Source organism: Euzebyella marina (assembly GCF_003687485.1).
GTDB classification, from domain to species: Bacteria; Bacteroidota; Bacteroidia; order Flavobacteriales; family Flavobacteriaceae; genus Euzebyella; species Euzebyella marina.
Map to the genome: position 1 here is coordinate 492,175 of NZ_CP032050.1, position 19,049 is coordinate 511,223.

At 41.1% G+C, this 19,049-nt stretch carries 14 protein-coding genes; 6 read left to right on the forward strand and 8 right to left on the reverse strand.

What is annotated here, in order from left to right; all coding sequences use genetic code 11:
• The first annotated feature begins 59 nt into the window (after positions 1-59).
• A complete protein-coding gene (locus D1013_RS02085; protein ID WP_121847311.1) occupies positions 60-419 on the forward strand; it encodes a toxin-antitoxin system YwqK family antitoxin in 360 nt (119 codons plus the stop codon).
• Between the two features lie 67 nt (positions 420-486).
• Here D1013_RS02085 and D1013_RS02090 read toward each other — a convergent pair whose 3' ends face one another.
• Entirely contained in the window at positions 487-861 is a 375-nt protein-coding gene (locus tag D1013_RS02090; RefSeq protein WP_121847312.1) for a carboxypeptidase-like regulatory domain-containing protein, read from the reverse strand.
• A 157-nt stretch (positions 862-1,018) separates the two neighbouring features.
• Between D1013_RS02090 and dgt the strand changes: the two genes are divergently transcribed.
• Complete coding sequence (gene dgt, locus D1013_RS02095) at positions 1,019-2,362, forward strand: dGTP triphosphohydrolase (protein ID WP_121850558.1); 1,344 nt, start codon at positions 1,019-1,021, stop codon at positions 2,360-2,362.
• Positions 2,363-2,374: 12 nt separating this feature from the next.
• Here dgt and D1013_RS02100 read toward each other — a convergent pair whose 3' ends face one another.
• Both D1013_RS02100 and D1013_RS02105 read right to left on the reverse strand, forming a co-directional pair.
• A complete protein-coding gene (locus tag D1013_RS02100; RefSeq protein WP_121847313.1) occupies positions 2,375-3,508 on the reverse strand; it encodes a DUF3078 domain-containing protein in 1,134 nt (377 codons plus the stop codon).
• On the reverse strand, positions 3,486-5,270 hold the full coding sequence (locus D1013_RS02105; protein WP_121847314.1) for a 1-deoxy-D-xylulose-5-phosphate synthase: 1,785 nt from the start codon (positions 5,268-5,270) through the stop codon (positions 3,486-3,488). Before D1013_RS02105 ends, D1013_RS02100 begins: the two co-directional genes overlap by 23 nt.
• Positions 5,271-5,343: 73 nt before the next feature.
• On the opposite strand from D1013_RS02105, the gene D1013_RS02110 reads away from it, so the two are divergent.
• Positions 5,344-5,793: a nucleoside deaminase gene (locus D1013_RS02110; RefSeq protein WP_121850559.1), complete on the forward strand. Its 450-nt coding sequence runs from the start codon at positions 5,344-5,346 to the stop codon at positions 5,791-5,793.
• Positions 5,794-5,853: 60 nt separating this feature from the next.
• Here the strand turns inward: D1013_RS02110 and D1013_RS02115 are convergent, their stop codons facing one another.
• From D1013_RS02115 to aspS, 4 genes are all read right to left on the reverse strand, one after another.
• A complete protein-coding gene (locus D1013_RS02115) occupies positions 5,854-6,048 on the reverse strand; it encodes a cold-shock protein (RefSeq protein ID WP_121847315.1) in 195 nt (64 codons plus the stop codon).
• Between the two features lie 95 nt (positions 6,049-6,143).
• Positions 6,144-6,395, reverse strand: a complete 252-nt coding sequence (locus D1013_RS02120) for a hypothetical protein (protein ID WP_121847316.1) — start codon at positions 6,393-6,395, stop codon at positions 6,144-6,146.
• A gap of 34 nt (positions 6,396-6,429) precedes the next feature.
• A complete protein-coding gene (locus D1013_RS02125) occupies positions 6,430-8,214 on the reverse strand; it encodes a chloride channel protein (RefSeq protein WP_121847317.1) in 1,785 nt (594 codons plus the stop codon).
• A gap of 48 nt (positions 8,215-8,262) precedes the next feature.
• Positions 8,263-10,026 (reverse strand): aspartate--tRNA ligase, encoded by a 1,764-nt coding sequence (aspS, locus tag D1013_RS02130; protein ID WP_121847318.1) that lies wholly within the window; start codon positions 10,024-10,026, stop codon positions 8,263-8,265.
• 183 nt (positions 10,027-10,209) lie between these two features.
• On the opposite strand from aspS, the gene D1013_RS02135 reads away from it, so the two are divergent.
• The 3 genes from D1013_RS02135 (at position 10,210) to D1013_RS02145 (ending at position 15,493) form a co-directional block, all read left to right on the forward strand.
• Positions 10,210-13,185, forward strand: a complete 2,976-nt coding sequence (locus tag D1013_RS02135; RefSeq protein ID WP_121847319.1) for a SusC/RagA family TonB-linked outer membrane protein — start codon at positions 10,210-10,212, stop codon at positions 13,183-13,185.
• 17 nt (positions 13,186-13,202) lie between these two features.
• Positions 13,203-14,507 (forward strand): RagB/SusD family nutrient uptake outer membrane protein, encoded by a 1,305-nt coding sequence (locus tag D1013_RS02140; RefSeq protein ID WP_121847320.1) that lies wholly within the window; start codon positions 13,203-13,205, stop codon positions 14,505-14,507.
• Between the two features lie 200 nt (positions 14,508-14,707).
• Complete coding sequence (locus tag D1013_RS02145) at positions 14,708-15,493, forward strand: DUF4184 family protein (RefSeq protein ID WP_121847321.1); 786 nt, start codon at positions 14,708-14,710, stop codon at positions 15,491-15,493.
• 50 nt (positions 15,494-15,543) lie between these two features.
• Here the strand turns inward: D1013_RS02145 and D1013_RS02150 are convergent, their stop codons facing one another.
• Positions 15,544-19,047 carry an efflux RND transporter permease subunit gene (locus tag D1013_RS02150; protein WP_121847322.1) on the reverse strand — a complete coding sequence of 1,168 codons (3,504 nt, stop codon included), beginning with the start codon at positions 19,045-19,047 and terminating at the stop codon, positions 15,544-15,546.
• Positions 19,048-19,049: the final 2 nt, after the last annotated feature.

Sequence of the window (19,049 nt, forward strand, 5' to 3'; positions counted from 1 at the left end):
AGTAATCGTGTTTTAAACGTAAATTTTTTGTAATTTTGATAACATAAAACGTTGAGACTATGAAAAATATAATGCTATTAGCGGTTTTAGCGCTAACTTTTAACTTAGGGTATGGGCAAAAAGAAAAGGAAGTTAAGTTAAACAAAGAGACCAACCTTATTGAAGCCACTTATTTTCACGATAATGGTGCAATCAGCCAACAAGGTACATTTGACCTAGATGGAAAATTACATGGTGATTGGCTTAAATATAATGAGCAAGGTGATTTGATTTCTGAAGGTACCTATACCAAAGGAGTAAGAACAGGTAAGTGGAAATTTATAAGTGACGGTGTTGTTAAAGAAGTAGAATTCGACAACAATGTCATTGCCAGTGTTACCGATAAAGGAAACAAGTCTTCTTTGGTTTCTAAAGACTAGATTTTTAAAAACAGTATTAGAAGGGCCGCACAATTAATTGTGCGGCCCTTTTTCTTTTTCTATAATTCTATTGTCCGGTAAAAGCCGTAGACTTATGTAAGGTGGTTACCGGCACATCTTCAAGACTTATTGTCTTTGCATGAAGGCCTTTCTCAACTTGTACTATATTATTTGCCGTGACCTCTACTGAAACCGTTAAGGTCTCATACCCCAAGGATTCTATTTTTAGAACGTATGATCCGGGAATGATATGAGGTAATTCAAAATTGCCGTGAAAGTTTGTTTCTGTATGCCAAGCAGTATCTTCCAATGAAACTTGTGCAAACATCATTGGCTCGCCGCCCATCTCCATATCGGTAATGGTACCTTTGACGATACCTTCTGATTGCGCACTCAATCGTACCAATGAAAACAAGCACAATAAGAGAAGTAGATTTTTCATTTTTTTTCTTTGCGCAAAGAAAAAAACACAATGTTAAGTTTTGGTTACGTGGACATTAAAACAAGGTGTTCTAAAGGTTAAATTATTCAAGCTGGCGACCGATGATTGAGTTGCTTTCTAAATGATGTATCTTGGTCGGGCAAATATCAATGTGACTATGGATTGGGAAAATCTTCTTTCTTTAAAACGGCAGGGAGACAAGCTGAAAAGATTACGTAAAGAACAAGATGAAACCCGCCTGGGTTTTGAAGTCGATTATGACCGGATAATATTTTCAAGTGCTTTTCGAAGTCTGCAAGACAAGACACAGGTAATTCCGTTATCAAATACCGATTTTGTTCACACAAGACTTACCCATAGTCTGGAGGTTTCGGTAGTAGGCCGTAGTTTGGGCCGGGTGGCCGGTAAAAAAATTATAGAGAAGCACCCGTACCTTAAAGAAGTACATGGTTATCAATACAATGATTTTGGTGCTATTGTGGCAGGTGCGGCCCTTGCCCATGATATCGGTAACCCACCTTTTGGCCACAGCGGTGAAAAGGCCATAGGAGAGTTTTTTGTCAATGGCATGGGTTCAAAATACCAATCGGTTTTAACTGAGAAAGAATTTCAAGATTTGGTCGATTTTGAGGGTAATGCCAATGGATTTAGGCTTCTCAGCAAATCAAAAGAAGGGGTAGAAGGTGGTCTAAGGTTAAGTTATGCGACCTTAGGGGCTTTTATGAAATACCCCAAAGAATCATTGCCTAAGAAGCCAAGTAAGCATATTGCCGATAAAAAGTTCGGCTTTTTTCAATCTGATAAAGAAAACTTTGTAGAAATCGCCGAGGAATTAGGACTTATATCTACAGGTAAAGGTGGTGCGGTATCTTTTTCAAGACATCCGTTAACATATCTGGTCGAAGCCGCTGACGATATTTGCTACACGATTATCGACTTTGAAGACGGGATCAACTTAGGGCTGATATCTGAAGATTATGCCCTTGAATACTTAATCAAACTGGTTAAGGACAATATAAATACCAAAAAGTATAATTCTTTGGCCTTTAAAGAAGACCGCTTGAGTTATCTACGCGCATTGGCCATCAGCACTTTGATAACGGATGCAGTAGATGTGTTCGTTCAAAATGAAGAAGCCATTCTTAACGGTAATTTTGGCGTTTCGCTTTTAGACAAAAGTAAATACGAAGCACAGGTCACCGATATTATTTCGCTGAGCGTAGATAAGGTTTACCGCTCCCAAGAGGTAATAGAGAAAGAGATAGCTGGCTACAAGATAATCTCGGATATTCTTGAGGTATATACCCAGGCGCTTTTAAGACATCGCGAAGGTAAAGCTTCCAATTATGATAAACTGATGATTCGAACCTTGCCCCAACTATACAGAAATACGGAAGCATCCGTTTATGAGATACTGTTGAATACCTGTTGCTATGTGGCCAGTCTTTCAGACCGATCGGCGGTTCACATTCATAACAAGATTATGGGCAAGCAATTATAATCCCGTGCTTTATTAAAATTCGTACGAAACACCTACACCCAGCAGTTGTTTGAATTGAATTCGGGGTTCACCGGCGTCGGTTACCACCCCCTGTTCGTTTGTTTGCTCATCAAAGAGAATATCATCATCGTAAATGACATGGGTTCCTATAGAGGTTAGAATGTATTTATTAACACGCAGGTCAATGTTCAATTCCCAGTCAACATCTACATTACCGAACTGCCGTAGGTAGTCTGTATACAAACTCAGTCGCTGTTTTAGAACTGTATTGGTCATCAGTACCGTTTCCCATTGATTCGTGACCAAGAAACCAAATTCAAGAAAGACATTTTTTCCTTCTTCTATAATATTTCCTTCGGTATCATAAACAGCTTTCTGTACCCCAAAGGCACCGCGGTTTGCCAAATCATCGTCTAGAACAAAAGTTACCTTTTGCGTTATAGGTGAAATGTACAAGTTGAATTTTTGGTCTTTGGTAATGTAAGATGTTCCCGCACCCAAGAATGAGTATCCTGGTGCCATGAATCTTGATATCGGGTTTTCCCTATCTGGGTATTTATAACCGTTCGAGAATTGAGTATTGAAGTTGGCTCTTGCCGAATAGTACCAGTTGCTGATGGTGTCTCTTTGAAAACCAAAAGTTGAACTTACCCGGAAAGAATCATCGGTTTTACGTAGCTTTTGGTTCTCTTGCACGTTGAGGCCATAGCTCATTTCCATGTAATTATCCCATTGAATATACCGAAACTTATAATTTCTTTCAAAACGGGCTTTTCCTAGGGCAGATATTGAATTGTTACCACCTGCGTTCCAGTTAACAAAAGCAACTTCGCTAAAATTCACTCCCAATTTATTGATGTTGGTCCAAAAGGAAGGAACCTTGAAATTGTTCGGCTTGTCTCCCAACGCTTTTGTACGCTTGAAGGAAACGACCGGGTTCATCAAATCAACGCTACGCGGTACGTTCTTGATTTTTTCCTGGGTTTTTCGAATGACTACGGTGTCTACAACTGTGGTATCAATAACAATGCTATCAACTTCTTGCGTTGGAGGGATGGTATCTCTTACTTGGGCTTTGGAGCCCAGTGAGTAAAAACAACAAAGTAAACAACAAATGGCAATTTTAAGAAGATGGTTGTTGTGCATGAATTAAACTATTTATTTGGTTTTTAATGGTGGTTACGTCTATTTCGGCTTTTTGTTTTAACTGCTCTACCGTACCATGCCCGATAATGGTATCATCGACCCCTAGAATTTTTACTCTTTTTGAAAACCCCTTCTCATTCGCATATTCAAGAACAGCACTACCAAAACCTCCCATTTTACAACCATCTTCCACGGTTAGAATATGGGGGTATTCTTCAAAGATTTTTGTAAGAAGAGAGTGGTCAAGGGGTTTTACGAATCGCATGTTAAAATGCCCAACCTTATTCGGTTGATCAATTTCTTTAATGGCCTCAACTACTGAATTTCCAATATGACCTATAGACAGCACAGCAACATCTGTGCCTTCTTGAAGGGTTTCGGAAGACCCGATTTCTATTTGCTCGAAAGGCTGCCTCCATTCGGTAAGAACCCCTCGACCGCGGGGGTATCTTATGGCTATGGGATGAGACAACCCAAACTGGGCAGTGTACATTATGTTTCGTAACTCTTGCTCATTCATGGGCGCGAAGATAATAAGGTTCGGAATGCACCTTAAATATGCTATATCATACAGCCCATGATGTGTCGCCCCATCTTCTCCTACCAGACCTGAACGATCCAAGCAAAAAATAACAGGAAGGTTTTGCAGAGCTACGTCGTGTATTACTTGATCGTAGGCTCTTTGGAGAAAAGTGGAATAAATATTACAAAATACGCTGAAACCCTCAATGGTCATACCTGCCGCTAGCGTGACCGCATGCTGCTCGGCAATACCGACATCGAATGCACGCTGGGGCAACTCTTTCATCATATATTTCAGGGAACTGCCTGTTGGCATGGCCGGGGTAATACCCACAATTTTATCATTGTTCTTGGCAAGTTCAACAATGGTATGCCCAAATACATCTTGATATTTTGCCGGGAACTGTTCAGCTGAATTTTTTTCCCTTTCTCCGGTCAGTTTATTAAACCTTCCAGGGGCGTGATAGGTTACCTGATCTTCCTCCGCCTTTTTTAAACCCTTTCCTTTAGTGGTTATCACATGAAGCAATTTAGGGCCAGAATGTTCTTTAAGGCTGTTGAGTTCAGTTACCAGCGCAGGTAAATCGTGACCGTCGATAGGCCCGGAATACTTGAAATTTAAACATTCAAAAATATTCTCCTCTTTTGCGGTGCCTTTTTTAACATTGGTCAAGTACTTTTTGAGCGCTCCGACACTTGGGTCAATGCCGATAGCGTTGTCGTTAAGTACAATCAAAATATTACAATCGGTAACTCCGCCATGGTTAAGGCCTTCAAACGCCATTCCGCTGGCAATTGAAGCATCGCCGATAACAGCAATGTGATGGCGATCGGGCATATTTTTTAATTGAGCGGCAATCGCCATGCCCAAAATGGCCGATATGGAAGTAGAACTATGGCCTGTGCCAAAGTCATCATACTTACTTTCATCACGTTTGGGGAAACCGCTGACACCACCTAGCTGCCGATTGGTATGAAAATTCCCTTTCCGTCCCGTTAGAATCTTATGACCATAGGCTTGGTGGCCGACATCCCAAATCAATTTATCTTCAGGGGTGTTAAAAACATAGTGAAGGGCCAAGGTAAGTTCTACTACACCGAGACTTGCCCCTAGATGCCCCTCTTTTGTAGAAACAACATCAATTATGAATTCACGTAATTCACGAGCAACCTCAGGTAAGTCGTCAACTTTGAGTTGACGTAGATCGTGGGGATATTTAATTCGGTCTAGTTGGCTCATGTTCGGGCGTAAAAGTACATCAAAACAGTTTTCGGTTTCCTTAAACAAATGTCAAAAATTGTACATTTGGCCCATGCTGCAACCTTTTGATGATAACTACTTTATGAAAAAGGCACTTCAGGAGGCTGAAATGGCCTTTGAGAAGGGTGAAGTTCCGGTCGGTGCGGTAATTGTGGTGAAGAACAGAATTATTGCAAGGGCCCATAATCTAACTGAAAAATTACATGACGTTACGGCCCATGCCGAAATGCAGGCCATAACTGCCGCAGCAAATTTCATTGGCGGTAAGTATTTGAAAGATTGTACGCTTTATGTTACCCTTGAACCATGTCAAATGTGTGCTGGGGCTCTGTATTGGAGCCAAATTTCAAGAATAGTTTACGGAGCCTCCGATCCGCAAAGGGGCTACGTTGCGTTAGGCACACAAATACACCCGAAAACAGTGGTGGAAAAAGGAGTTCTTGAGAACGAGGCGGGCGAATTATTGAAAAGATTCTTTATTCAAAAAAGAAACCTGAATTAGTTGAAAATTAAAAACCCCTGCAATTTTGCAAGGGTTCATGGTTTCATAGGGGGCGATAGGTTATCCCACAACGTGTATTTGGGCGGCCACCATGCCTTTTCTACCTTCTTCTTCCACATATTCAACTTTGTCGCCTTCATTGAGGGCCATTCCTTTGAGGGCGGTTGCGTGAACGAAAATGTCTTTTCCCGTATTGTCGTTGGTTATGAACCCGTATCCTTTGGATTCATTAAAAAATTTTACAGTACCAGTCATGCCAATAATATTAGTTGATAAATTGTTTGTTCCCTCTAAAGTATGAATTTTTTGAACAGTCTGTACTTAAAATTGGCTTTTAATTGAATTGAATTTTATTGATTTTCAGGCTTTTCGGAAGAATCCATTCGCATTTTTTTGATATTTTCCTCCGTTAGCATATAATCTTTCATTTTTTTGCCTCTGCTATGCTTTATCAAAAAGAGGGGCATGGCTACCAGAAATAACCCAACGGTTCCAAAACCGATACATTTATTTCCCATTACCAAATCTTCTTCTTGTACATAGAAGCCATAGCCTATCAAAGCGAAGGACAGAAGCGTTATCAGGATTATTACATATTTCATATTTGATTTTTTTGAATTTGAGGCTAGAAAAAGATTATCGGGTAAAGTTAATCAACTCCCTACGATAGGCTGTGAGCAATTTTGACTTCGAAACAAACCCGATGTACTTTCCATCTTTAATTACAGGAAGATTCCATGCGCCACTATTTTGAAATTTCTGCATGACCGTTTTCATGCTATCCTTTCCATAAAATATATGTTCGGGAGCATTGTGCATAAAGGTTTCGACCTTGGTATTCTCGTAAAGAGAGGTGTCGAACATAAACTCCCTTATATCGTCGAGAAGTACGATACCCACCAAGGCTTGATCTTTGTTTACTACGGGAAAAATATTTCTGGTAGATTTGGCTACCGAGCGATGTAGCATTTCACCCAAAGTCATGCTTGGTTGTACGACCTTAAAATTGGTCTCCAGTACATCGTCAAGGCGCATCAAAGTTAATACCGATTGGTCCTTATTGTGGGTCAAAAGTGCTCCGCTTTTGGCTAACTCTCTGGTATATATGGTGTAATCAATGGCGTTTCTTGTGATTAAAAAAGAGATGGATGCAGTAATCATCAATGGTACAAACAGCTCGTAGCCTCCGGTAATCTCAGCAATCAAGAATATGGCCGTCAACGGAGCATGAAGTACGCCGGCTATAAGACCTGCCATACCGATAAGGGTAAAATTACTTTCTGATACCGCAAAACCCAACCCTGAATTATTAATGACCTTAGCCATAACATTGCCCAGTGCACTGCCCATTACCATTGTAGGAATAAATATGCCACCGGCACCACCAGCTGCCAAGGTTGTGGTCATTGCGACTGCCTTAAAAATGGTGATGCCGAACAAGAGGGCAATAACCACCCAAATGTTTGAAATAAACTTGTCAAACGGTGTTTTACCCAAGGCTTTTATATGATTTCCTTCCAAAAGATTATTTATGAAACCAAAACCTTCCCCGTATAAAGGGGGAATGAAATAAAGCATAATGCCTATTGCCAGACCGCCAACCAAGAGTTTATATTTTGGGCTTTTCAGGGGTTCAAAAAGCTTTAAGATGCCGAAATACATTTTGGTAAAGTAGATAGAGGCAAAAGCCGTACCTACACCAAGAACAATATAAAATACAGTATCCTTTACTTCGAAATTTTGTGTGATAGTGAATTTAAAAAGTACCTCGTTCCCTAAAAAAAAATAGGAGGTAAGCACCCCAGAAATAGATGCCAATAATAGCGGCAATGCCGATAGCATGGTGAAATCAAGGCTAAATACCTCTAATGCGAAGACTATTGCCGCAATCGGCGATTGAAAGATAGAGGCTATGGCACCGGCAGATGCACATGCGATCAGAAGTGACCTAGTCTTCGAATTGATATGAAATAACCTTCCCAAGTTAGAACTTATCGCTGCACCCGAGGCCACAGCAGGACCTAAAAGCCCTGTCGAGCCCCCAAAACCAATAGTCAAAGGGGCCGCAATCAACTGTGTGTAAATGTGCTTTGGTTCAATGACTCCCTTTTTCTTGCTCAGGGAAAAGAGAATAGAGCTTACCGCATGGTTCAGTTTTTCTTTATGAATGAATTTTACATAGAGAAACACTAGAGTGAGCCCAATTATAGGAAGGATAAAGTAGATGCCGTTATTGGAAATAAGCACTCCCTTTTCAAGAGAGGTCTCTATAAAATAAACGATGTTTTTAAGGGTTACCGATGCCAGACCTGCCAACAGACCTACCAAAACGCTCATTATGTGCGTAAAGGTTTTGTTGGAGATGTTTTTATATCGCCATTTTAAAAATTTGGTTGAAAGATGTTTTAACTGGCTGGGCATTTAAACTATTGACCTAATTAAAGGTATGAAAATCCCCGAATGAACCATCTATTCGGTTACCTCAATATTGTTGAGCTTTAAGTTCAATTCATCTAATTGTTCTTGGTCGATAGGGGCGGGAGCATCAATCATTACATCGCGACCGCTATTATTTTTAGGAAACGCGATAAAATCGCGAATGGTTTCCTGTCCGCCAAGAATCGCTACCAATCGGTCTAGTCCGAAAGCGATACCTCCATGGGGCGGGGCGCCATATTGAAAGGCATCCATTAGAAAACCGAATTGGGCCTTTGCTTCTTCCGGGGTGAACCCTAAATGTTTGAACATAGTTTCTTGTACGCCCTTATCATGTATACGTATAGAACCACCGCCAATCTCGTTTCCATTGAGTACCAAGTCGTATGCATTGGCTCTTACCGCACCGGGGTCAGTATCCAATAACTCTAGTTGGCCGGGTTTGGGTGAGGTAAAAGGGTGGTGCATGGCGTGGTAATTACCTGTTTCTTCATCAAGTTCCAGTAAAGGGAAATCAACCACCCATAAAGGGGCGAATTCATTTGGTTTTCTTAGGCCCAAACGCGAGGCTAGCTCCATTCTTAGTGCACTAAGTTGAGTTCTGGTCTTGTTCATTTCACCTGAGAGAACGCAAATTAAGTCGCCGGGCTTGGCTTCCGTTGCTTCTGCCCATTTGGCCAAATCTTCTTGGTCATAAAACTTATCTACTGAAGACTTATAGCTGCCATCCTCATTATATTTAACATACACCATGCCTTTGGCACCGATTTGAGGCCGTTTGACCCAATCAATTAGTGCATCAATTTCTTTTCGGGTGTAAGAAGCTGCACCAGGAACGGCTATCGCTACGACCAGTTCGGAAGAATTAAAAACATTGAAATCTTTGTGTTGAGCGACATCGTTAAGTTCAGCGAATTCCATTCCGAAACGAATGTCAGGCTTGTCATTACCATAGATGCGCATGGCATCGTCGTAGGTAATTCTAGGAAAAGCTGATATCTCTACCCCATTGATTTCTTTCAGTAGGTGGCGGGTCAAACCTTCAAATACATTGAGAATGTCCTCTTGTTCAACAAAGGCCATTTCACAATCGATTTGGGTAAATTCAGGCTGTCTATCGGCCCGTAGGTCTTCATCCCTAAAGCATTTGACAATCTGAAAATACTTATCCATGCCAGCTACCATGAGTAACTGTTTAAATGTCTGAGGTGACTGCGGAAGGGCATAAAACTGTCCTTCGTTCATACGGCTCGGAACTACGAAATCTCTGGCCCCTTCTGGTGTAGATTTTATAAGATAAGGTGTTTCTACCTCGATGAAGCTTTTTTCGGCTAAATATTTCCTTACTTCCATGGTTACCTTACTTCGAAAAATAAGGTTGTTCTTGACCGGATTTCTTCGAATGTCCAAGTATCGGAATTTCATTCGTAAATCTTCACCGCCATCAGTTTCGTTCTCTATGGTAAAAGGCGGTGTCTTTGAACTATTAAGTACCGTTAGGTTTTCGACAAGAACTTCAATGTTGCCTGTGGGGATGTTGGCATTTTTAGAAGCTCTCTCAATAACCTCGCCCTCTACTTGAACTACGAATTCTCGTCCGAGCGATCGAGCTTGGTCCAACAACGCCGAAGCAGTACGGTCTTCATCAAATACCAATTGGGTTATTCCGTACCTGTCCCGTAAATCTACCCAGACTACAAATCCTTTATCACGGGTTTTTTGTACCCACCCAGATAGGGTTACCTTCTGATTTATATGTGATTCACGTAATTCTCCGCAAGTATGGCTTCTAAACATCTACTGTCAAATTAAAGCCACAAATGTAAGAAGATATCAGCGTTTCGTCTAACGATTTGACTGTATTCATATATCTCATAATTAGTTAAAAATAATTAATGGAAATATCAAAATTTAACAATAAATTCACCTTTGTGATATTTGTTGTGTAACTTGTCTTACAATTAGCTAAATAATCAACTCATGAAAATGAAACAAACATTGTTTAGAGGGGCCCTTCTTTTGGCGTTTCTCACAGTTCCGATTTTTGCTTTCTCACAAGAAGTGGTTCAGGGCACCATTACCGATGATAATAATCTTCCGGTGCCAGGTGCGAACATAGTTGTGAAAGGCACTACGAACGGAACAACTTCAGATTTTGACGGTAATTATCAGATAACCGTAGATGATTTTCCCGCCACATTGGTGTTTTCTTCTTTAGGCTACGCCTCGAAGGAATTGCAAGTGAACGGGGGCTCTAATTTAGACGTAACCCTTGAAGAATCTGTGATGGGTCTTGAAGAGGTAGTCGTATCGGGTCTCGCTTCTTCGGTAAAGAGAAGGAACCTGGCAAATGCCGTTGCAACGGTATCGGCCGCAGAGCTAGCAGGTGTTACACCGCCAAAAACACTTGACGGAGCATTGGCCGGTAAATTCACTGGGGCGGTAGTTAGTGCCAACTCGGGAGCACCCGGTGGAGGTATGTCAATTAAATTCAGGGGGGTGACCTCCATTAACGGTAACTCTCAACCATTATATATAGTTGATGGTGTCTATGTTGATAACAGTAGTATTTCCTCTGGAGGACTCAACGCCGTTTCACAGGCATCTGGAGGGGGTAATGCCTCGACACAGGATAATGCCACCAATAGAATTGCCGATATCAACCCAGACGATATTGCGAACATTGAAATACTCAAAGGAGCATCCGCTGCAGCCATATATGGTTCTAGGGGTGCTGCGGGGGTTGTGATTATTACTACTAAAAAGGGTAAAGCCGGTAAAACAAAGGTTAATCTTTCGCAGGGTTTTGGGTTCAATCAAATCATTCGACTACAGGGCCAACGTAATTGGAGCGAGGCACTTGCCGAAAGTCAATTTGGGGAAGGAGACCTTTATGCCGCAGCGCTTGAGGCCGGTCGTCTACGCGATTATGAAGAGGAGATATTTGGAGAGGAAGGCCTTATCAGTAATACCAATTTGAGCGCCTCAGGAGGTAATGAAAAAACAACCTTTTTTGCGGGAATCACAAATAACGATGAAAACGGTATTGTGAAAAATACCGGATATAAAAAGACGTCTTTTCGATTGAATGTTGAACATAATTTCAATACGAATATCAAGCTTTCCCTTAATTCAAATTATATCAGTTCTTCTGCTGATAGGGGGTTCTTCAACAATGATAATAGTGGTACTACCATTGGGGTGGCATTGACCAGTACAAGGCCTTGGGATTATTTGCTGCCTGACGCAAACGGCAACTACCCTGATCACCCTAATAACTCATCGAACCCTTTGCAAACAAGAGATTTGATGACCAATAATGAAAGGGTCAACCGCTTCATTTTAGGAGGAACCTTAGATGTCAACCTTTACAGCAACCAGAACTCTAATCTTAAATTAGTAGCAAGGTCCGGTGTTGATACTTATAATATGGAGGCGAAGGTCATCTTTCCTAAAGAACTACAGTTTCAAAGAGAAGACCAAGGTGGTGTAAACGGTGTTTCGGCCATTACCAACACCAATAATAAAAATGCCAACTACTCCGCTTTCTTGGTACACAACTATTTTACCGACAATGAAATCTCTTTTAATACACAGGTGGGTGCTACCAACGAACAATTCAGTAGAAATACGGTCAGCGTAGTTGCTTCTGATTTGATCGCTTCTGAAACCAATGTAGATCAAGGCGCCAACCAGAATGTAAATCAAAATCGATTAGAGCAAGAAGACATGGGCTTTTTTGTTCAAGAGACCGTCAACTATCAAGACAAGCTAATCGGTACTTTAGGTCTTCGAGGAGATAAGTCGACCAATAACGGTGATATCAACCAATTCTTTTACTACCCAAAAGCTTCTTTGGCCGCCAATCTTAACAATTTTGATTTTTGGAATGAAGAAAGCTTCTTAAACCGACTCAAGTTGAGAGCAGCGTATGGTGAGGCCGGTACGTTTGCAGCCTTCGGATCACTTTACACGGTATACCAGAGTACATTGGTCGATGGCAGTGTAGGTATTGTTGTGCCTATTACCCAAGGTAATCCGGAAATTACTCCCGAACGTCAGAAAGAACTGGAGGTCGGTTTTGATCTTGGTATACTAGATGAACGTTTAGGCCTTGAATTTACATGGTACCAAAAAAGGGTAGATGATTTACTTTTATTGGCAAATACCGAGCCATCGTCAGGGTTTACCACCAAATGGGAGAATGCCGGAGAATTACAAAATAGAGGGGTCGAGATAGCTTTGAACGCTGCCATAATCAATAAAGAAGATTTTTCTTGGGATGCTACCCTGAACTGGTGGAAAAACACCTCTGAAATGTTACGAATGGATATTCCTGCGTACAACACCGGTGGTTTTGGTACTAGTTTAGGAACCTTCCGAATTGAAGAAGGAAAAAGTGTTACCCAAATAGTCGGAAATAATGTGGATGGTGATTTAGTTCAATTGGGTGATGCAGAACCAGACTTTCAGACATCATTAATGAACAATATCAATTATAAAGATTTCTCACTTTCATTTCTTTGGCATTGGAAAAAAGGGGGTGATAACGTCAATTTGACCAAGTTGCTTTCTGATTTCGGAGGAACCAGTGCAGATTATGATGAAATTTCAATTGACCCCGATGGACAAATTCCGAATGGGGAGTATCGTGTTAACAACGGTATTTTTGCCGGTAACGCCACCCCTTTTGTAGAAGATGCTTCTTATCTGAGGTTGCGTGAAATCGGTTTGTACTACACAGTACCATCTAAACATTTGACTGATTGGTTCGGCAACGTTATTTCCGATGTAAAGGTGGGCTTTTCAGGTAATAACATAATCAATGTTTTTGATTACAATAGTTACGACCCTGAGGTTTCGAATTTCGGGGGTAACGGTCTTTCGACCGGTGTTGAGGTAACTCCATTTCCATCATCCAAAAGATACATGATGCACATATCAGTGCAGTTCTAACCATAAAAACTTGCAAAATGAAAATGATTAAAAGCATAAAGATCATATTAGTGATGCTCGCCCTCATTCTCGCTTCTTGCGAATTGGACGGTGGAGAAAGTTTGAACGGGGCCAGTACCTCGTCAATTTCCGATGATATATCTCGAGGTGAGCTGACCCAAGCTATTTCTGGGGTGCTTTCAGATATGAGGGTCGGTATATCGACCCATACCGATGTGCAAAGCATATTTGGTAGAGAGTATTATTACTTTACATCTTCTGATCCTCGTTATGAAGGTGATGTTGTGGTAGGTAATTTAGATAACAATACTTTTTACGTGACAACCCCATGGGGGGCTAGATATGCTACGATAAAAGATATAAATCTTATTCTTGAAGGACTCGATAATACTACAGCAGATTTTTCTCCTGCGGAAATAGCCGCAGCCAGAGGTGTGTTGAATACCTTAAAGGCCCATGAGTTATTGATGCTTACCGACAATCAGTACGACAATGGTATTCGTGTCGATGTTGCAGATTCTGAAAACTTAGGTGCTTTTGTAGATAACTCAGCTGCTTTAACGGCTATCGCCGATTTACTGAATACGGCGGCCGGTGAGCTTGGTAATGGAGGTGGAGCATTTTCTTTTGGCCTAACTGTCGGTTACGCAGGTTTTGATACTCCGCAGACATTTTTACAGTTCAATAGGGCCCTATTGGCCAGGGTTGAAGCCTATCGTGGAAACTATGATGCTGTTTTGACCGCTTTAGACGCTTCGTTTTTTGATTTGAACGGAGATTTGAATGCTGGAATTTACCATACATTTTCTTTAAGTGGTCAAGATATTGCCAACCCTTTGTTCATCGCTTTGAACCAAACAGCGAATGTTCGCGTAGCGCACTCCAGTTTCGTTACTGATGTACAAGATGGTGACAACCGTTTAAATAAGGTAGTTTTAAGAGACGAACCTCGAGAGGCAACTGGCTTGGTAGGTACCCACGACGTAGCGTTGTATTCGACGAACATTGATAATGTGCCGGTAATGCGTAATGAAGAACTTATTCTTCTTTATGCAGAGGCAAACATGCAATCAAACCCTACAGAGGCGGTCGCCGCGCTAGATGTATTACGAACCGCAGCTGGGCTGCCGGCATATGGTGGTGCAACCACCCCTGCTGCCTTAGAGGATGAATTGCTGTACAACCGCAGGTATTCCCTGTTTGGTGAAGGACATCGATGGATCGATATGCGGCGTTTCGACAGGTTAAGCGAATTGCCAAACGATAGGTCGACCGATAACGTGCCATCGGCCATACCGGTACCTGCAAATGAAAATAAGTAGTTAATTCACAATGTGTTAAATTAGATGAAAGGCCTGATGTTATTATCAGGCCTTTCTAATTTTTTAAAGGAAATCATAACAAAGCGGGGCATTTCATAAGAAATGCTAAAAAATAAATAAAACATAACATTTACGGCATTTGTTTCGTTGTCTTATATGAAGGATTCCATTTAATTTTGATTCCTGATTAAAAAAACGCTATGCCATTTACTGGTTCACATCCGGCTTTGATCATTCCTTTGTTGAAAAGTAGATACTTTTCGGCTTCGGGGCTCATTATGGGCAGTATGGTGCCCGACTTTGAGTTCATTCTTCTTATGAAGGCCCATGTGATTTTCGGACATAGTCTTTTGCCCATGCTCTGGCTGAATTTACCACTGTCAATTGTCTTGATATTTCTATATCACAATGTTATACGAAAAGCCCTGATATTGAACCTGCCACCTTATTTTGAAAAGAGGTTAAGACCATTTTTGAACTTTGATTGGAACGATTACTTTAAACGTAATGTCTTGAAGGTGATTATTTCTATAATTCTTGGCAATTTGGGTCATTTGTTTTGGGATGCCTTTACGCACAAGCACGGTATTTTTGTTGAATGGATGCCTTTCTTGGAAATTCCTTTTAAAGGCATGCCTTTGTACTTCGTACTTCAATATGGTTTTAGTCTTCTTGGGGCTTTAGCTTTGTTACTATTTTTTCACAAGCTACCTTTTAGAAAATATTTTCCCTCAAACCGAAGAAAGGAGATTTATTGGCTATGCATTATGATGGTCGCTTCCGGAATTATGTATTTAAGGTTTAATGGAGCGACCCGAATAAGCTTTGATGATTGGATAGTTTCTTCTCTTTGCGCCTTTATGGGCGGATTATTATTAGCTTCTATTTTTGACTGGCTATACTACCCGAACGAGCCTCGATTAAATCGAATGAAACCTATTAATGTGGAAGTTGACCGTTCTTCCAAACAACAACGAAAGAAATAAAAAAAGCCCCGGATAATTAATCTAGGGCTTTTTAAAACTTGGGGTTAAGTTTATGCAATAACTTCTGCCGTTGGTGTTTCTACCTTTTCAGTTTTCTTATTAGTTCCCCTTACCCAGATCTTTATTCTATATACAATATTGAATAAAACAGGTACAATTATTAATGTAAGAAAGGTTGCTACCAATAATCCGAAGATAACTGTCCATGCCAGTGGACCCCAGAATACCACGTTGTCACCGCCCACATAGATTTTCGGGTTGAATTCTGAGAACAATGAGAAGAAATCTATGTTCAGACCAATGGCCAACGGTATAAGACCAAGTACGGTGGTGATTGCTGTAAGTATTACAGGTCTCAACCTCGCTTTTCCACCTTGAACTATGGCTGAGGTAGCATCTTTTAAAGTTAACAAGTCACTATCGTCCATACCCAATTTCACCTTTTTCCGGTCTACTAAAATTTGAGTGTAATCCAAGAGTACCACCCCGTTGTTGACCACAATACCTGCAAGCGAGATAATACCCATCATGGTCATCATTATTACGAATGACCATCCTGTAAGCATCAATCCACCAAACACCCCGATAAAGCTTAAGAATATGGCAATCATGATAATCAAAGGCTTGGAGATACCGCCAAACTGGAAAATCAAAATAAGCATGATCAGCCCGAGTCCGGAGAAGAAAGCCCCGATCAAAAACATTTGTTGCTTGTTCTGCTCTTCAAGTTGCCCAGTGTAATCAATTTTGATATCCTCAGGCACACCTTTGAAATCTTCCATTTCTTTTTGAATCTCGGCAACAATGGCACCGGCATCTGTAAACCCTGGTTTAAGACCTGAGTAAACAGTTACCACCCTTTCACCATCTCTGTGCTTAATGGCGCTAAATGCAGAGGTATTCTTTTCTTTTGCTACTGCAGAGATAGGTATTTCTTTGATTTGCCCGCTTGCAGCATCCCTAAAAATGATATTTTGATTAAACAGAGCACTTTTGTTATACCGTAAATCTTCGTTGAAGCGCACATTGATATCATAATCTTCACCTTCTTCTTTGAAAACTCCTGCTTTCTCTCCGAACAGCGACCTTCTCAACTGATTACCTACTTGACCTACGGCAACACCTAGTTCACCGGCTTTTTCCCTATCTACAATAACCTGCATTGAGGGTTTGCCCTTGTTTACATCAATCTTTAGCTCTTCAATACCACCGATATTCTTGGTGTTGATAAAGTTTCTAATGTCTTCGGCTGTATTGATTAATTGGTCATAATCCTTCCCTTCAAGTTCGATGTTGATAGGGTAGCCTGCTGGTGGGCCATTGGCATCTTTTTCAACGGAAATAGCAACACCGGGGTAGATGCCTTCAAGAGCAGATTGAACCCTTGCCCTAATATCTTCGGTGTTAATACCGTTTCTGAACTTGTATTCGCTAAAGTTAACGGTTACCTTACCTTTATGAGGCATTTCGGCAGATGATCCACCATCCGTGAGCGGGTTTCCTGCTCCTTCGCCAACAACCGATACTGCAGAGGCAACCATAAAATTTTCACCGTCTTTCTTGTATTCCGAATTGTCCAATACCTCGTAGACCCTATTCTCTATATCTTGGGTAATTTCATTGGTCTTTTCTATGGCGGTTCCTTGCGGATATTCTATGTACACATAGATTTCGTTAGGCTTATTGTCAGGGAAGAACTCTACTTTCGTTCTGCCACTGCCCAATGAAGCGCCGAATAGCATAAATACACCAATTAACATCAAAAAGGTAATGCTGAAGTACCAATATACATTGCGGCCCCTTAAAGCATGCTTTAACCTCTTTTCATACCAATTCTCGAAGCGTGACATGGTTTTCTTCTGAAAATTGACCGCTGCTCCTTTAATGGCATATTTATATACCCAGAACATAAGAGCTGTTAAAATCAATACCGACCCTAGACCTCTCAGCGCACCACCGAATATCAGGAATAGAAGTCCGAAGCCACCTAAAATCAAGGTGAGTCTGATCAGCTGTTTTCTTGTCAATTCTTTTTCATCGGTACTCATAAATTGTGATACCAACATAGAGTTCATGAATATGGCCACGAAGAGCGAAGAACCCAATACCACCGATAACGTAATCGGGAAGTAAATCATAAACTGGCCAAAGATACCTGGCCAAAGACCTAACGGAACAAACGCTGCCACGGTGGTCGCTGTTGATATGATAATAGGAAAAGCGATCTCACCAATACCCTTTTTCGCAGCTTCGGTGCGAGACATGCCCTCATCCATTAAGCGATAAACGTTTTCAACCACCACAATACCGTTGTCAACCAGCATACCAAGGCCCATGATCATACCGAACAGTATCATTGTGTTCAAGGTGTAGCCAAGCAGGTTTAAGATGACGAATGACATAAACATTGACATAGGTATCGCAAAGCCTACGAAAAGCGCATTTCTAAAGCCCAAGAAGAACATCAGTACGGTTACTACTAAGATAATTCCGAAGATGATATTGTTAACCAAATCATCTACTTGGTTCAATGTTCTGGTAGATGAATCGTTCGCGATAGAAATGTGTAAGTCCGGCGGATAGTAATTAGCCAACTCTTCTTTAACTATTTCCTTGATCTGGTCGGCCGCTGAAATGGCATTTCTACCGGCACGTTTCTTTACATCCAACATAACCACATTATCACCGAACTCACGAGCAAATGTGGTTTTGTCTTGCTCCTCAAAACTTATGGCTGCAATATCCTTTAAGTAAACGGCACCGTTTTCTGATTTTACTACAAAATTCTCCAGTTCTTTGGGCTTGTCGATTTCCCCAAGGATTCTGATGGTTCTACGTTGGCCGCTCGTTTTGAGGTTACCGGCAGACATGGTCATGTTACCGTTAGAAATGGCATTAAGTACATCTTGAAAGCTCACCTTCGCAGCCATCATTTTATAAATATCAACGGCCACCTCTACCTCTTTCTCTTGTGCACCTCTAATATCGGCCTTCTTTATTTCAGGAAGGTCTTCAATTTCATCTTGTAGGTGCTCTGCGAACTCCTTAAGTTTTTCTACGGTATAATCACCTGTGAAATTGATGTTCATTATGGGTACTTCTTCAGAGAAGTTCAGGTCGAACACATTCGGTTCTACTTTGGCGCCGTTAAAAGTAGGCCAATCTTCACTCGCCTTTTCCCCGTCTACTTCATCTTTGACCTTTTGCTTGGCCTGTTCAACGGTGATTTCCTCATCAAATTCAACCGTTATGATTGCATAATCTTCTTGTGAGGTCGAGGTAATTTCAACTACGTTACTGACGTTTTTTAATCGATCTTCAAGAGGGTCGGTAATCAGTCTTTCAATATCCTCTGCCGTGTTCCCAGGGTAGGGAGTACTAATGTAGATTTTGGTCTCAACGATTTCAGGGAAATCTTCCCTGGGCATAGCCATATAGGCCGAAAACCCTAGCCAAAGGAAAATACCGATCATTACATAGATAACCGAAGGATTATCGATGGCCCATGACGATAATTTAAATTCCTTATCGGCGTTCTTTTTTATTTTGCTCATCG

Bases quoted from the DNA above. Each gene is read 5' to 3' on its own strand.
- D1013_RS02120 (WP_121847316.1), bottom strand. From the start codon at position 6,395: ATGAAATATGTAATAATCCTGATAACGCTTCTGTCCTTCGCTTTGATA.
- D1013_RS02110 (WP_121850559.1), top strand. From the start codon at position 5,344: ATGCTGCAACCTTTTGATGATAACTACTTTATGAAAAAGGCACTTCAG.
- D1013_RS02100 (WP_121847313.1), bottom strand. From the start codon at position 3,508: ATGCACAACAACCATCTTCTTAAAATTGCCATTTGTTGTTTACTTTGT.
- D1013_RS02125 (WP_121847317.1), bottom strand. From the start codon at position 8,214: ATGCCCAGCCAGTTAAAACATCTTTCAACCAAATTTTTAAAATGGCGA.
- D1013_RS02150 (WP_121847322.1), bottom strand. From the start codon at position 19,047: ATGAGCAAAATAAAAAAGAACGCCGATAAGGAATTTAAATTATCGTCA.
- D1013_RS02135 (WP_121847319.1), top strand. From the start codon at position 10,210: ATGAAAATGAAACAAACATTGTTTAGAGGGGCCCTTCTTTTGGCGTTT.
- D1013_RS02085 (WP_121847311.1), top strand. From the start codon at position 60: ATGAAAAATATAATGCTATTAGCGGTTTTAGCGCTAACTTTTAACTTA.
- aspS (WP_121847318.1), bottom strand. From the start codon at position 10,026: ATGTTTAGAAGCCATACTTGCGGAGAATTACGTGAATCACATATAAAT.
- D1013_RS02105 (WP_121847314.1), bottom strand. From the start codon at position 5,270: ATGAGCCAACTAGACCGAATTAAATATCCCCACGATCTACGTCAACTC.
- D1013_RS02140 (WP_121847320.1), top strand. From the start codon at position 13,203: ATGAAAATGATTAAAAGCATAAAGATCATATTAGTGATGCTCGCCCTC.
- D1013_RS02115 (WP_121847315.1), bottom strand. From the start codon at position 6,048: ATGACTGGTACTGTAAAATTTTTTAATGAATCCAAAGGATACGGGTTC.
- D1013_RS02145 (WP_121847321.1), top strand. From the start codon at position 14,708: ATGCCATTTACTGGTTCACATCCGGCTTTGATCATTCCTTTGTTGAAA.
- D1013_RS02090 (WP_121847312.1), bottom strand. From the start codon at position 861: ATGAAAAATCTACTTCTCTTATTGTGCTTGTTTTCATTGGTACGATTG.
- dgt (WP_121850558.1), top strand. From the start codon at position 1,019: ATGGATTGGGAAAATCTTCTTTCTTTAAAACGGCAGGGAGACAAGCTG.